Genomic DNA, 13,693 nt, shown 5'->3' on the forward strand with positions numbered 1-13,693 from the left:
TTTATTCAAGCTCAACTTTAGTTGCTCCTGCTTCAATAAGTTTTTGCTTTATTTTTTCTGCTTCGTCTTTAGAAACATTAGCAGTCAAATCTTTGGGTAAAGACTCAACTAATTCTTTCGCTTCTTTTAAATTCAATGTAGAATTAACTTCTCTAATAGCTTTAATCACTCCTATTTTTTTGCTTGCATCAATCTCTTTGATTACAACTTTATATTCAGCTTTTTCTTGAGCAACAGGAGCATTAGCATTATCACTAATAGGCACCCCAGCACCAACAGCTCCACCAAGAAAAGAACCACTAGGCAACCCTATTTTTTCTTCTAGAACTTTTACAAGTTCAGAAGCTTCTAATAGATTTAAAGATAATATTTTATCAACCAAATCACTTGTTACATTATTCATACTGACCACCTTATTTAACAACAAATTTATTTTTTAGAACTATAGTAATCCAAAACTCTCATAAGCCTCATAGAAGATGAATTAATAGACAATGCTAACCGAGCAGGAATATCATAAGATATTAAACGCATAATTTTAACACGCAATTCATCCAGAGAGGGAAGCTTAGCCAATTTGTTAACATCTTCCACTGTTAACAATTCATTTATATGAGCCGCACAAATCACAGACATTTTTTCTTTGTTAGCATTAATAAAATCAACTATTAACTTTGCAGCTTCTACTATAGCACTAGAATATATAATAGCAACAGAACCAGAAAATTTACCTGATAAATAAGAAAATTTACCAGTCCTTTCCAAAGCCAAGCAAGCTAGAGTATTTTTAACTACTAACATCCCACCCATTACAGATTTTAGACTATTCCTAAGAATTAATGAATTGCTAACATTCATAGACTTGAAATTTACCAATATTAAGAAATCATTATTTACAAACACATTCATTATGTTTTGTATAAATTCATCCTTATCTTTACGCTTCACAATTTCGCTCCCTTAAATTATATCTTCTACTTTGTTTATTTTATGAGCTTTACCCATAGTTGAATTTAAAAAAACGCTTTTAAAGTAAACTCCTTTCACAGAAGCAGGTTTATTGTCTCTAATTACTTTAAGAAAGGCTTTTAAATTTTCCAGCAAATCATCAATATCAAATTTAATACTTCCTAATTTACCATGAATAACCCCATTTTTATCCGTCCTGAATTTTATTTGACCAGACTTAATGGTTTTAGTAGCTTCCGCAATGTTAGAAGTCACAGTACCAAATTTAGGGTTAGGCATCAGCCCTTTAGCACCCAATACTTTTGCAATAGGAGTGATTTTTGCCATGAAATCAGGAGTAGTGATGCACCAATCAACATTCAACTTTCTACCTTTTTTTATCTCTTCAATTAAATCTTCTCCTCCTGTAATATCAGCACCAGCTTTTTCAGCTTCTAATAAATGTTTATCTTGAGCAAAAACAGCTACTTTAATATTCTTCCCGATACCTTTAGGCAAAACTACTGTACCACGCACCTGCTCTTCAGATTTACGTGAATCTACACCTAAATTGACTGCGATATCAACTGATTCATTAAATTTTGCTGAAGCAGACTCAACAACCTTCTCCAAACATTGCTTAGAATTATCATTATATGTACTCATTTACCTAACCTTCCACAACTTCTATACCCATAGATTTTGCAGTGCCTATAACCATCTTCACTGCTGAATCTTCATTATCCACTTTCATATCAACCATCTTACACTTTGCCACTTTAATGATAGCAGACATAGATAATTTAGCCACTAATTCTTTACCAGAATTACCAGAAGCTTTACTTAATTTAGCTTCCTGCTTAAGCAAATAAGCCACAGGAGGACCGCTGACAGTAAAATCATGAGAGCGATCATCCTTTATGGAAATTCTCACTGTTACTAAATCACCTACTTTATAACTAGCGTTAGCAGCGCTAGTAGCTTTATTAAAAGCTTCACAAAATTTAGGAACAGGTATACCACGCGGGCCAAGTACTGAAGCAATTTTCGGTCCTGGAACTGCTTTTCCAGCTTCCATAAGCAAGTTAATCTTAGCAACTACATTACTCATAATTAATCCTCTATTTTCTCTACTTGAGCCAAATCAAGCTCTATTATTGTTGGCTTACCTAAGATTGATACTTCAATATTAATAATTTTTTTCTCATCATTTACCATATCTACCTTACCAGTAAAATTTTGAAAAAGACCATCATTAATTTTTACTTTTTCACCTTTCTCATAACCATAACTCAACTTTTTCGTTTCTTGAGCATTGTAAAGCGCACTACACATTGAGCGAATCTCATTATCCTCAATCACCTTTGGAACATTACCATTTTTCAAAAATCCATAAACCTTAAGAGATTTTGGTATATTATTAATAAAATTTAATACCTCATCGCATAAATTCATGTATAAAAAGACATAACCAGGAAAGGACTTCCTTCGTTTAGCATTTTTTTTAGATTTTAAATCCATCTCACTTAATTCTTCACAAGGAATAAAAACCCTATTAAAATAATTATTAATATTCAATCTCATAGAATTTTCTAATATATATTGGCGCACTTTCTCTTCATAATTAGAGGCAACTCTTAAAATGTACCACTTATATCTATTAAATTCCTTACGTTTTAAAATTACCTCATCATCTGAAATCATCTCAAAATGACCAGACTCATCACCACAAAACCCAGTCATTTGATTCAAAATATTTTTGCTTTCATCACACAGATGCATACATATATATACTTCACATAACTCTTTTATATCAGATTTTACATCACATACTGTCTGATAAGGAATAAACACCTCCTTAAAGTAAACAGTATTGGTTGCCAACTCGCATATATCCTTCTCATACCCGTAATCGACTTTAATGATATACCATTTATACTTATATTCCATAAATAATTCCAAATAAAGTCTTAATTACGTAAAGAGACATAAAATCTACGAAGCAAAAGAAAATCGAAAAGCATAATATAACAGTTATTACAATAAACAAAGATGACAATACCTGCTGTTTTTTTATCCAAGCAATTCTCCTTATTTCTTGCTTTATATCGCAAAAAAAAACATACAGGTTTTTTAACATTTCTACCATAATATTAATGCAGGAGCGATAGGAATTGAACCTACAACCTCTGGTTTTGGAGACCAGCGCTCTACCAATTGAGCTACACTCCTATAATTCAAAGTTTACTCTAAAATTTCCGAAACAACGCCAGAACCAACAGTTCTACCACCTTCTCTTATCGCAAAACGTAATCCTTTATCCATTGCTATTGGTACTTGCAACTCCACTTCTATACTTACATTGTCCCCTGGCATTACCATCTCCTTTCCATCTAGCAATTTTATGCTCCCAGTTACATCCGTTGTCCTTAAATAAAACTGTGGCTGATAATTTCCAAAAAATGGTGTATGCCTTCCTCCTTCTTCTTTCTTCAATATATACACCTCCGCATTAAATTTCTTATGCGGGGTTATTGTCCCTGGTTTTGCCAATACTTGCCCTCTCTCCACTTCTTCTCTCTTTGTTCCTCTTAGTAGTATTCCTACATTGAGTCCTGCACTTCCCTTATCTAGCAACTTCTTAAACATCTCAACACCAGTACATATCGTCTTTTGCGTCGCTTTCAGACCTATTATCTCTATCTCATCCCCTGTCTTTATCTCCCCCTTCTCTATTCTTCCTGTTACTACCGTCCCTCGGCCCGATATTGAAAATACATCTTCTATTGGCAACAAAAACGGCAAATCTATAGGCCTTGGAGGTACTGCCACATACTCATCTAACTTCTCCATCAATTTATCTATTGATTTCTTTCCATACTCACTACTATCATCCTCTAATGCTTTTAACGCAGACCCAACTATCATAGGCACTTCATCACCTGGAAATCCATACTTACTCAGCAACTCTCTCACTTCCATCTCTACCAAATCTATCATATCAGCATCAGCAACATCAGCTTTATTTATATATACCACGATATATCCAACACCCACCTGTTTTGCCAGCAATATATGCTCTCTCGTTTGTGGCATCGGCCCATCAACCCCTGACACTACCAATATCGCTGCATCCATCTGTGCTGCACCTACTATCATATTCTTTACATAATCAGCATGTCCAGGGCAATCAACGTGTGCATAGTGTCTCTTTTCTGTTTGATATTCAACATGCGCTGTTGCTATTGTTATCCCTCTCTTTCTTTCTTCTGGCGCTTTATCTATTTGATCATATGCTACAAAATTACCATAATGCTTTGTTATCGCCGCTGTTAACGTTGTCTTCCCATGATCCACATGTCCTATCGTTCCCACGTTTACATGCGGCTTTCCAAATGCTTCTACTATCGCTGTCATAATTACTAACCTTTAATTATACTTTAACTTTAACTCATCAACCACATATTGTGGCACTTGTTCATAACAAGAAAAATGCATACTATACTGAGCTCTTCCCTGAGATATAGAACGCAAAACATTTATATAACCAAACATATTTGCAAGAGGAACCGAAGCAGTAATTATTTTGCTATTATTACCTAAATCCAGCATATCAACAACACTGCCTCTTCTACTATTTATATCACCCATAACATCACCCATATATTCTTCAGGAGTAATGATTTCCACTTTCATTATAGGTTCTAGCATTTTTGGACCAGCTTTATTTGCCATTTCCTTAAAAGCACCCTTAGCAGCAAGTTCAAAAGCCAAAGGACTAGAATCAACATCATGAAAAGCACCATCAAGAAGAGTAGCCTTAAAATCAATCAATGGAAAGCCGGAAATTATACCACCTTCTTTTATCAACTCTAAGCCATTTTGCACTCCAGGTATATACTCTTTTGGAATAGCACCGCCTACAATTTTACTTTCAAACTGAAAGCCAAAACCAGGCTCAAGAGGTTCGAATTTTATTTTAACTTTAGCAAACTGACCAGCACCACCTGATTGTTTTTTATGAGTGTAATCAATTTCAACAGATTTAGTGATAGTTTCACGATATGCAACTTGAGGCGCACCAACGTTAGCTTCAACATTAAACTCGCGCTTCATTCTATCAATAATAATCTCAAGATGCAGCTCACCCATACCTTTCAATATAGTCTGCCCACTCTCTGCATTTACTGACATCCTTAAAGAAGGATCTTCTGCAACCAATCTATTCAAAGCAACACCTAATTTTTCCTGATCTGAGGTGGTTTTCGGTTCTATAGCAATTTCAATAACAGGATCAGGAAATTCCATACGCTCTAATAGTATAGGAAAATCAGATGAACATAAAGTATCACCAGTAATTGTTTTCTTTAATCCAACTAAGGCAACTATATCACCAACTTTAGCTTCGTTTATATCTTCTCTGTTATTTGCATGCATAAGCAACATTCTACCAATTCCTTCAGTCTCATTCTTTCCAGCATTTAACACAGCAGATTTAGATTTTAACTTACCGGAATAAATACGAATAAACGTCAAGCTACCTACAAATTTATCCGTCATCACTTTAAACGCAAGAGCAACGAATTTCTCTTTTTCTGAAGGTTTGATCTCAATTTTCTTTTCTGAATCTTTAGGATCAGTTCCAATAATTACATCAACATCAATAGGAGAGGGTAAAAAATCAACCACACCATCTAAAAGTGATTGCACGCCTTTGTTTTTAAAAGCTGACCCACATAATACAGGGACAAATTTTCCTTTAATGGTCCCGCTTCTCACACACTTTTTCAACAAATCAATTGGCAGATCGTTAGATTCAAAGTAAGTATTTATCGCCTCATCATCCATTTCAGCTGCAGCATCTAATAAAAGATTTCGATACTCTTGAGCCTTATCAAGCAAATCAGAAGGAATATCTTCATAAGAAAATTTAGCGCCTAATGTTTCTTCTTGCCATATAATAGCTTTCATAGAAATAAGATCGATTATGCCTTTAAAATCTTTCTCACTTCCTATTGGCAACTGAATAACTAAAGGTGATGCGCCAAGCTTCGTTTTTATCATATCGATACATCGATAAAAATTTGCCCCTATTCTATCCATTTTATTAACAAAGCAGATACGAGGAACGGTATATTTATCAGCTTGACGCCAAACCGTTTCAGACTGAGGCTCAACTCCAGCAACTCCATCAAATACAGCAACTGCACCATCCAAAACCCTCAAAGATCTCTCAACCTCAATAGTGAAATCAACATGACCAGGAGTATCTATTATATTAATCCTATGATCATTCCAAAAACATGTTGTTGCAGCAGAGGTAATTGTAATGCCACGCTCCTTCTCTTGCTCCATCCAATCCATAGAAGCCGCACCATCGTGCACTTCACCAATCCTATTTTGTTTACCAGTATAAAATAAAATACGCTCTGTTGTGGTGGTCTTGCCAGCATCTATATGAGCCATTATTCCTATATTTCTATACCTAGATATTAAAACTTCCATACCACAATCAATCAGCTAATATTAAAAACGAAGATGAGAAAATGCCTTATTAGCTTCAGCCATTTTATACTTTTCTTCACACATCTTAAATGCACCACCACATTTATTATAAGCATCTAATATTTCAGACTGCAAACAATAAACAGTAGTTCTACCACTCTTTTTGCGAGCAGCAGAAGTTGCTCTAGCAATCCACCTTAATGCCAAAGAAATTGCTCTATCTTGACGAATTTCAACAGGGACTTGATAAGTTGCACCACCAATACGCCGAGAGCGTACTTCTATAGAAGGGGTAACATTTTCTACTGCTGTTTCAAAAATTGATAAGGCATCTTTGTCTATTTTCTTTTCAGCTAAGGACAAAGCACTATAAGCAATCTTTTCTGCAATAGACTTTTTACCACATTTCATAATTATATTAATAAAACGCATAAGCAAGACACTACCATAACGAGAGTCAGGGCTTGTTCTTTTTTTTGCTTTATTACGACGTGCCATAAATTTTAACCAGATTTCTTTACACCATATTTCGAACGGGCTTTCTTTCGATTTTGCACACCACGTAGATCAAGAGCACCTCTTATTATGTGATAACGTACACCCGGCAAATCCTTAACTCGCCCACCACGTATTAAAACAACGGAATGCTCTTGTAAATTATGACCTTCGCCAGGTATATAAGCCGTCACTTCACCGTATCCACTAATCTTTACTCTAGCTACCTTACGTAGTGCTGAGTTAGGCTTTCTAGGAGTTGTAGTATATACCTTAGTGCAAACACCCCTTCTTTGAGGATTGCATTTTCCCAAAGCTGGCACCTTCTTCTTGCGAGTTAACCCTGATCTACCCTTACATATTAATTGATTTATCGTAGGCATATACTGTAAATTTAAAACTCTGAAAATAACTAAGTCTTAGTTATAAAATAATAAACCTCAATAGTCAATATAAAAATAAACATTACTACTCTAATAATCTCAACCCAATTGCTTTGAAAGCTACTGATAATTATATGCTAAAGCGCATATTGGTTTTAATATTAAGAAATTATCACTTGCTGTGGTCGAATTAATATAGATATGGAACAAGTAATATACTGTGATGGCTATCAAAGAATATGCAGAAAATAATCCTTATAATAGAGCCAAGAGTTTCTAACATTAATGCAAAAATACTAACCGAATTACCAGTAAAGCCAGATGATTTTTACAATCCTACTCTTGACACTTAGATTTAATGCAGCTACCCTAAGTTCAAAATTCTATACTCAATTTTGCTGTTCTTGCATACAAGGAACACGTTTTTAGAATAATGAAAACAATCAGCGCTTTAATTAAAGAAGGGTCAAAGCTACTATCATCACATAGAATTGAATCACCACATGTGGATTGTGAAATCATCATGCAGTACGTACTTGGAGTAGAAAGATCATTCACAATCATGAATCACACCAATCAGGTACCAAGAAACAAAGAGCTTCTATTCTGGAAATTAACAAAAAAAAGAGCAGAAAGATATCCAATATCGCAAATAATAGGTAATCGTGAATTCTGGAGTAAAAATTTTATAGTTAACCAACATGTTCTAGATCCAAGACCAGATAGTGAGACAGTAATTTCAACAGTGTTAAAATATTACCAAAATAAGAAGCAAAAAATAAAAATTGCAGATTTTGGCACAGGCACAGGCTGTTTGTTGATCTCCATACTTAGTGAGTATGAATATGCTATTGGAGTTGGTTTTGAAAAAAGCCTGGAAGCATACAAAATTACCTGCCAGAACACAAAGAAACATAATCTTCTCAACAGAGCTAAAATATTTCCAAATTCGTGGACAGAATGTAGAGATTTATTTGATCTTATAATAAGCAATCCTCCATATATTAAAAGAAGTAAGTTAAAAAATCTGCAAGCTGAAGTGCAAAAAGAGCCAAGAATTGCTCTTGATGGTGGTATCGATGGATTGAGCTGTTACCTGAGTATTTTTCCAATATTGAAAAAGTGCCTTAAAAAAGATGGGTTTGCGATACTGGAAATAGGCGAAGATCAGAGCAATATTGACAAAATAATACCCTTATATGGACTGGCTTTTCAGGAATACGTATACGACTTGGCTGGAATGAAAAGATGCATTGTTGTAAAGCAAGATAAAGAACATGACTAGTAGAACGCTAGCTTTCTAAGAACCTGTTCATAATCTCAAGAAAGGCATAAAGTAAGAAATAGAGTGTATAAATTAGGATATATGAGGAGTGTATACCCAAGTGACATAAGTCGAGAGAAGTTTGAGATTATTTCACCAGATCTGGAGTCTTGTGGAAAAAACAAAACCAAGAAAACTTGATTTGTATGAATATATTTTGCGGAGTGTTGTACGCCCCAAAAAGTGGTTATCAGTGGAGGATGCTACCAAAAGAGTTTCCCAAAACGGCGCAATTGTTATGATTATTTCAAAAATGGAGTGAAAAAGTAAAAGGAAATAAAAAAAAGTATTTTGGAGTGCATGTTAAAAAAAATAGTTAGTGTGGTCCGACAAAACAATGTTTGGAAAGAAAAAACCAGCTTTTGCATAATTGACGCTCAGAGTGTAAAGAACGCAGACACTGATGAAGAAAAAGGCTATGACGCTGGTAAAAAAATCTCAGGAATAAAACGCCATATCGCACAAGATATAGATGTTTGCTATTTATTCTTAAGCTTATTTAAATAGCATTTTACTTTTTTTAGTATGTAGAGATTTTCTAGAAATTATTCTATTGAATTCTATGATATTATTTTCTGTAGCATTGTTATACATACCATAAGAGTGAACTGACGAAATTTGTAAAGTAGCTTTATGGCTTAGCTACATGATACTAACACTCAAGTAAATTTTCATCAATGGCGCAATTTGCTATGTCTATATCTCACATAACTTACAACTTGCTTTACTCCTTTTACTTTTCTTGCAATTGCTATTACAGCTTTTAATTCTGCCTTATTTTGAGCTATGCCCATCAAATAAACGACTCTATCAACTGTATTAACGCTATAATTAATTGATTTAATATTTCTTTTTCCCAAAAGCCTTGTGCTTATCTCTGCTGTTATCATACCATCTACAGTAACATCTAGCATAGAAGCCATTTTAATTGGTGTGACTCTTATTTCATTTATCACTTCTTTAATCTCTTTTTGCTGCCAAGCTATTTTCTCTGCTGTGAGTTGCTTTTCATGATTATCAACATTTCCAATGAGTAATACTCTTCCTTCACTCACTTTAACTTTTATAGATGAGAACAGTCCGTGTTTTAAGAGTCCCTTATTGATTCTTATTACTATAGTTGTATCATCAATAATGTTTCCCAAGGATTTATCTTGCATTGTTATTGCTGTAGCCGCTGCAGTTGCTGTTACCACTATACCACTTACAAGAGTCGTACAGCCACTCTGTGTAATCAGAAAAATTGCGAGTAAGAAGCTTGCTATTAATCTCATTATTAATTTCCAGAGTTTAGAGCCTTAATTAAAGAATATTAATAAGCTTTTTTTATTGTGTAAATACTATAAATTGAATAAGCCTTGAATATTTCTAAGACAGTACTTATCTTAATAGTGTTAGTTAAAGTAATTTAGGCTTAGACTCATAGTGGAGTTAACCAGTATTATAAGTTCAGTCTGTGGTACTAAAATCTAATCTTTAAATTGCATAAGATGACAGAAGTGGTTATCTATAAGTTAATGAAGGGTTCTTGCGGATATGGCGAAATTGGTAGACGTGCCAGGTTTAGGTCCTGGTGAGCTTGCTCGTGGGGGTTCAAGTCCCTCTATCCGCACTTAAAGTCATGTAACTCAGGTTTTAAGAGAAAATTTATAATCACTAAGTACACTTTTGTTTGTATAAGAACCTGTTCTTAAGGATTGTATTTAACTTAAATTCTGGTAAAATGGCTTTATTAAAACATAAATAAAATATTGATAACAGGTTGTAATGTCTAGTAATATACCTCAAAATGCAGTCGAAGCAGATACATTAAGTAATATATATACCTATAAGGAACTTAGTGTAGATAAACTAAAGTATGAGTATGAAATCACAGTTAGTAGTGATTATATAGAACAAAAGATAAACTCTAGATTACAAGAAATAGCGAAGAATGCAAAATTTCCTGGATTTAGATCAGGAAAGATGCCTTACGATCTTGTTATTACAAATTATAAAAACGAAGCTTTGGAATATGTGATAAACGATACGATTGACTATTGCTCAAGTGATTTAATGAAAAAAATCGAAGTTAAGTCTCACATCCATCCTAAGGTTGATATTATGTCATTACCAAACCTTGATAAAAAGGATAAAAAAGGTGACTTTCTGTACAAATTATCTTTTGAATCGATGCCAAAAGTGCCAGTAATAGATCTTGATAAAATAAATTTGAAGAAAGTTAAGGCAAAAATCAAAGAGGGAGACATAAAAGAATTTATTGATTCTATAAAAACAAAATTTCCTAACTTTGTCTCTGTTGATGATGCTTCTTATCAAGCAAAAAACGAGGATAAACTGATAATTGACTTTGAAGGGCGAATTAGAAATAAGCTCTTTCAAGGTGGAAGTGGCAAAAATTTTACTGTTAATTTAGGATCTGGAACATTTATAAATGGTTTTGAAGATCAATTAATTGGCATGAAAAAAGGGGAAACAAAAAGCTTTAAGTTGAGATTTCCTGAAGATTACCAGGTAATTTCCCTTGCGGGACAGGAGGCTGCTTTTTCTGTTCGAGTTAATGACATTCAGATTGCCAAAGATTTGCAAAGTGATAATGAAATAGCTAGGAGAATTGGTTTTGAAGATCATTCTTCGCTAATAGATCATGTAAAAGAAGTAATTGATAATCAGTGTAAAGAAATGGAAGATCTCTTAATTAAGAAAGAGCTATTTGATTGTTTGGATGCTAGTTATAGTTTTGATTTGCCTATAGAAGTAGTAAAACAGGAACAGCAGAGAGTGGAAAGAGAGTTGAATGCTAAAGATGATTCGTGTAAAGAAGCTGAAAGACGCGTAAAGCTTGCAATGCTATTCATGGAGTTCAGTAAAGAACATGAAATATCATTAACTCAAAGTGATATTATGAATGTTATTGTAAATCAATATGTCAGTAAAGATGTATCATTTGACAGGGTATTTAAACATTTTAAATCAGATGGACAATTTCAGGAATTAGTTAGAGGGCAAGCGCTTGAGTATAAAGTGACGGATTATATGATAGAAAAAGCTAGTAAAGAAGAACAGATTGTTTCTGTGAAAGAATTAAAGGAATTATTTGATAATATTTGATAGGAAAAGGTATGACTCTTATACCAATTGTAGTTGAACAAACTAGTCGCGGTGAGCGGGCTTATGACATATATTCAAGGCTAGTAAAAGAAAGAATAATTTTCGTAACTGGCCCTATTGAAGACAACATGGCCAGCGTAATAGTAGCACAGCTTTTATTTTTAGAATCGGAAAATCCCGATAAAGACATTTGTATGTATATTAACTCACCAGGTGGTGTTGTAACTGCTGGTTTGTCGATCTACGATACAATGCAGTATATAAATCCAGACGTTTCAACTTTGTGTATAGGTCAAGCTGCATCTATGGGTTCTTTGTTGCTTACAGCTGGTGCGGAGGGTAAACGTTACTCGCTACCTCATTCAAGAATTATGATACATCAGCCATCTGGTGGTTATCATGGGCAAGCAACTGATATAGAAATACATGCTAATGAAATTTTGCGAGTTAAGAAAAAATTAAATCAAATTTATGAAAAACATACTGGAAATTCACTAAAAAAAATTGAAGAAATGATGGAAAGAGATAAATTCATGGATCCTGAAGAAGCAATGAAAACTGGCTTAATTGACAGAGTAATAGCTGAGCGTAAAGATATGAAGATTGAAAATATTAAAGTTAAACAAAAGGTAGTTTAATGGATAACAATAATGATTTACACTACTGTTCTTTTTGTAACAAGGCACAAAACGAAGTAGATAAATTGATTACTAACTCTTCAGATGGTTTAAAGGTGTTCATTTGTAATGAATGCATAGAGTTATCCCATAAAGCAATAAGTCAAAAGAAAGAGAGAGCTTTTAATTCAGATCATATATCTGATATGAAGCTATTACTAAAGAAACCTGAAGATATAAAAATTTTTCTTAGTAAGCATGTTGTAGGTCAGGAACATGCGCAACACGTTTTATCTGTGGCTATGTATAACCATTGTCAATCCATGGTGCAACTTCATTCTATAAGTGATATTGAAATTGAGAAGTCAAATATAATGCTTATTGGCCCTACTGGTTCTGGTAAGACTTTGCTAGCAAAAACACTTGCTAAAGTTTCAGATGTGCCATTTGCTATGGCCGATGCGACAACTTTGACTGAGGCAGGTTATGTAGGTGATGATGTAGAAAGCGTGTTGTCACGTCTATTACAAGCTGCAAATTATGATGTTGCAAAGGCACAGCATGGTATAGTGTTTATCGATGAAATAGACAAGATTACAAGAAAATCTGAAAGCACTTCAATAACCCGTGACGTTTCAGGTGAAGGGGTCCAGCAAGCTCTGCTTAAGATTATGGAGGGTACAGTTGCTTATGTTCCGCCACAAGGAGGGCGAAAACACCCGCAACAAGAGTTTATACAAGTAGATACTAGTAATATACTATTTATTTGTGGAGGAGCTTTTGAAGGCCTAAATAAAATTATTGAGGCAAGAAAAAAGGGAACATCAGTTGGCTTTGGAGCAGATATAAGTCAGTCTAAAGCACAAAAGAAAAAAAATGCTTTACGCGATGCTCAACCTGAGGACTTAATCAAATTCGGTTTGATACCCGAATTTGTAGGACGAGTTCCAATAACTGCTGTTCTAGATGAGCTGGATCACGAAGATTTAATACATGTGTTGACAGAGCCAAGAAATGCGCTAGTAAAACAATATAAAGCATTGCTTGCATTTAGTAAAGTAAACCTTGAGTTTTCAGATGAAGCAATATCAGCTATTGCTAAAAAAGCTATAAGCTATAAAACAGGTGCAAGGATGTTACGTGCTATCTTAGAGTCACTTTTGCTTGATGTTATGTATATATCCGGCAACGGAGGTTTTGAAGGTAGCACTATAACGGTTACTAAGAAAATGGTAGAATTAGGCAAAGTGACGATTAATCATAATAATAAGGGTAGTGTTATAACGGTTAATGATTAATTTGAGGCATAT

General features: G+C 34.2%; 15 protein-coding genes, 2 tRNA genes and 1 pseudogene. 6 read left to right on the forward strand and 12 right to left on the reverse strand.

Features of this window, described 5'->3' with window-relative positions; translation table 11 throughout:
- Window position 1: 1 nt before the first annotated feature.
- The 11 genes from rplL to rpsL form a co-directional block, all read right to left on the reverse strand.
- Complete coding sequence (gene rplL / locus ABWU28_RS05530; RefSeq protein WP_007301986.1) at window positions 2-403, reverse strand: 50S ribosomal protein L7/L12; 402 nt, start codon at window positions 401-403, stop codon at window positions 2-4.
- A 26-nt stretch (window positions 404-429) separates the two neighbouring features.
- Window positions 430-948, reverse strand: a complete 519-nt coding sequence (gene rplJ / locus ABWU28_RS05535; RefSeq protein ID WP_007301987.1) for a 50S ribosomal protein L10 — start codon at window positions 946-948, stop codon at window positions 430-432.
- Window positions 949-960: 12 nt separating this feature from the next.
- Window positions 961-1,614 (reverse strand): 50S ribosomal protein L1, encoded by a 654-nt coding sequence (gene rplA / locus ABWU28_RS05540; RefSeq protein ID WP_007301988.1) that lies wholly within the window; start codon window positions 1,612-1,614, stop codon window positions 961-963.
- Between the two features lie 4 nt (window positions 1,615-1,618).
- On the reverse strand, window positions 1,619-2,059 hold the full coding sequence (locus tag ABWU28_RS05545) for a 50S ribosomal protein L11 (protein ID WP_007301989.1): 441 nt from the start codon (window positions 2,057-2,059) through the stop codon (window positions 1,619-1,621).
- Between the two features lie 2 nt (window positions 2,060-2,061).
- Window positions 2,062-2,898 (reverse strand): transcription termination/antitermination protein NusG, encoded by an 837-nt coding sequence (gene nusG, locus ABWU28_RS05550; RefSeq protein WP_010406831.1) that lies wholly within the window; start codon window positions 2,896-2,898, stop codon window positions 2,062-2,064.
- Window positions 2,888-3,097 (reverse strand): preprotein translocase subunit SecE, encoded by a 210-nt coding sequence (secE, locus tag ABWU28_RS05555; protein WP_012481857.1) that lies wholly within the window; start codon window positions 3,095-3,097, stop codon window positions 2,888-2,890. The genes nusG and secE overlap by 11 nt, the downstream gene beginning before the upstream one ends.
- A gap of 10 nt (window positions 3,098-3,107) precedes the next feature.
- Window positions 3,108-3,180, reverse strand: a tRNA-Trp gene (locus tag ABWU28_RS05560).
- A gap of 12 nt (window positions 3,181-3,192) precedes the next feature.
- Window positions 3,193-4,365 (reverse strand): elongation factor Tu, encoded by a 1,173-nt coding sequence (tuf, locus tag ABWU28_RS05565; RefSeq protein WP_007301992.1) that lies wholly within the window; start codon window positions 4,363-4,365, stop codon window positions 3,193-3,195.
- A 12-nt stretch (window positions 4,366-4,377) separates the two neighbouring features.
- A complete protein-coding gene (gene fusA, locus ABWU28_RS05570) occupies window positions 4,378-6,453 on the reverse strand; it encodes an elongation factor G (protein WP_006014698.1) in 2,076 nt (691 codons plus the stop codon).
- A 21-nt stretch (window positions 6,454-6,474) separates the two neighbouring features.
- Window positions 6,475-6,951 (reverse strand): 30S ribosomal protein S7, encoded by a 477-nt coding sequence (gene rpsG / locus ABWU28_RS05575; RefSeq protein ID WP_264376918.1) that lies wholly within the window; start codon window positions 6,949-6,951, stop codon window positions 6,475-6,477.
- Between the two features lie 5 nt (window positions 6,952-6,956).
- On the reverse strand, window positions 6,957-7,331 hold the full coding sequence (gene rpsL, locus ABWU28_RS05580; RefSeq protein ID WP_010406837.1) for a 30S ribosomal protein S12: 375 nt from the start codon (window positions 7,329-7,331) through the stop codon (window positions 6,957-6,959).
- Window positions 7,332-7,764: 433 nt separating this feature from the next.
- On the opposite strand from rpsL, the gene prmC reads away from it, so the two are divergent.
- Window positions 7,765-8,616 (forward strand): peptide chain release factor N(5)-glutamine methyltransferase, encoded by an 852-nt coding sequence (gene prmC / locus ABWU28_RS05585; protein WP_264376917.1) that lies wholly within the window; start codon window positions 7,765-7,767, stop codon window positions 8,614-8,616.
- Between the two features lie 81 nt (window positions 8,617-8,697).
- A pseudogene (locus tag ABWU28_RS05590) lies at window positions 8,698-9,123 on the forward strand (transposase); the annotation flags it as partial.
- Window positions 9,124-9,329: 206 nt separating this feature from the next.
- On the opposite strand, the gene ABWU28_RS05595 reads toward ABWU28_RS05590, so the two are convergent.
- The gene (locus ABWU28_RS05595; RefSeq protein ID WP_010406846.1) at window positions 9,330-9,929 is read right to left on the reverse strand and encodes a BON domain-containing protein; all 600 of its coding nucleotides are present in this window, start codon (window positions 9,927-9,929) and stop codon (window positions 9,330-9,332) included.
- 256 nt (window positions 9,930-10,185) lie between these two features.
- Here ABWU28_RS05595 and ABWU28_RS05600 point away from each other — a divergent pair.
- The 4 genes from ABWU28_RS05600 to clpX all read left to right on the forward strand — a co-directional run bounded on the left by ABWU28_RS05600 (window position 10,186) and on the right by clpX (window position 13,681).
- Window positions 10,186-10,267, forward strand: a tRNA-Leu gene (locus ABWU28_RS05600).
- A gap of 155 nt (window positions 10,268-10,422) precedes the next feature.
- A complete protein-coding gene (gene tig / locus ABWU28_RS05605) occupies window positions 10,423-11,766 on the forward strand; it encodes a trigger factor (RefSeq protein ID WP_007301998.1) in 1,344 nt (447 codons plus the stop codon).
- Window positions 11,767-11,777: 11 nt separating this feature from the next.
- The gene (gene clpP, locus ABWU28_RS05610) at window positions 11,778-12,404 is read left to right on the forward strand and encodes an ATP-dependent Clp endopeptidase proteolytic subunit ClpP (RefSeq protein ID WP_007301999.1); all 627 of its coding nucleotides are present in this window, start codon (window positions 11,778-11,780) and stop codon (window positions 12,402-12,404) included.
- The gene (clpX, locus tag ABWU28_RS05615) at window positions 12,404-13,681 is read left to right on the forward strand and encodes an ATP-dependent Clp protease ATP-binding subunit ClpX (RefSeq protein ID WP_007302000.1); all 1,278 of its coding nucleotides are present in this window, start codon (window positions 12,404-12,406) and stop codon (window positions 13,679-13,681) included. Before clpP ends, clpX begins: the two co-directional genes overlap by 1 nt.
- The last annotated feature ends 12 nt before the right edge of the window (window positions 13,682-13,693 follow it).

The sequence above is a fragment of the Wolbachia endosymbiont (group B) of Pilophorus perplexus genome, from assembly GCF_964028155.1.
Classification (GTDB): domain Bacteria; phylum Pseudomonadota; class Alphaproteobacteria; order Rickettsiales; family Anaplasmataceae; genus Wolbachia.

What these genes read in the sequence shown, in the direction of transcription:
- rplL (WP_007301986.1), bottom strand. Translation starts at nt 403, where the DNA reads ATGAATAATGTAACAAGTGATTTGGTTGATAAAATATTATCTTTAAAT.
- rplA (WP_007301988.1), bottom strand. Translation starts at nt 1,614, where the DNA reads ATGAGTACATATAATGATAATTCTAAGCAATGTTTGGAGAAGGTTGTT.
- ABWU28_RS05545 (WP_007301989.1), bottom strand. Translation starts at nt 2,059, where the DNA reads ATGAGTAATGTAGTTGCTAAGATTAACTTGCTTATGGAAGCTGGAAAA.
- nusG (WP_010406831.1), bottom strand. Translation starts at nt 2,898, where the DNA reads ATGGAATATAAGTATAAATGGTATATCATTAAAGTCGATTACGGGTAT.
- secE (WP_012481857.1), bottom strand. Translation starts at nt 3,097, where the DNA reads ATGGTAGAAATGTTAAAAAACCTGTATGTTTTTTTTTGCGATATAAAG.
- tuf (WP_007301992.1), bottom strand. Translation starts at nt 4,365, where the DNA reads ATGACAGCGATAGTAGAAGCATTTGGAAAGCCGCATGTAAACGTGGGA.
- fusA (WP_006014698.1), bottom strand. Translation starts at nt 6,453, where the DNA reads ATGGAAGTTTTAATATCTAGGTATAGAAATATAGGAATAATGGCTCAT.
- rpsG (WP_264376918.1), bottom strand. Translation starts at nt 6,951, where the DNA reads ATGGCACGTCGTAATAAAGCAAAAAAAAGAACAAGCCCTGACTCTCGT.
- rpsL (WP_010406837.1), bottom strand. Translation starts at nt 7,331, where the DNA reads ATGCCTACGATAAATCAATTAATATGTAAGGGTAGATCAGGGTTAACT.
- prmC (WP_264376917.1), top strand. Translation starts at nt 7,765, where the DNA reads ATGAAAACAATCAGCGCTTTAATTAAAGAAGGGTCAAAGCTACTATCA.
- ABWU28_RS05595 (WP_010406846.1), bottom strand. Translation starts at nt 9,929, where the DNA reads ATGAGATTAATAGCAAGCTTCTTACTCGCAATTTTTCTGATTACACAG.
- tig (WP_007301998.1), top strand. Translation starts at nt 10,423, where the DNA reads ATGTCTAGTAATATACCTCAAAATGCAGTCGAAGCAGATACATTAAGT.
- clpP (WP_007301999.1), top strand. Translation starts at nt 11,778, where the DNA reads ATGACTCTTATACCAATTGTAGTTGAACAAACTAGTCGCGGTGAGCGG.
- clpX (WP_007302000.1), top strand. Translation starts at nt 12,404, where the DNA reads ATGGATAACAATAATGATTTACACTACTGTTCTTTTTGTAACAAGGCA.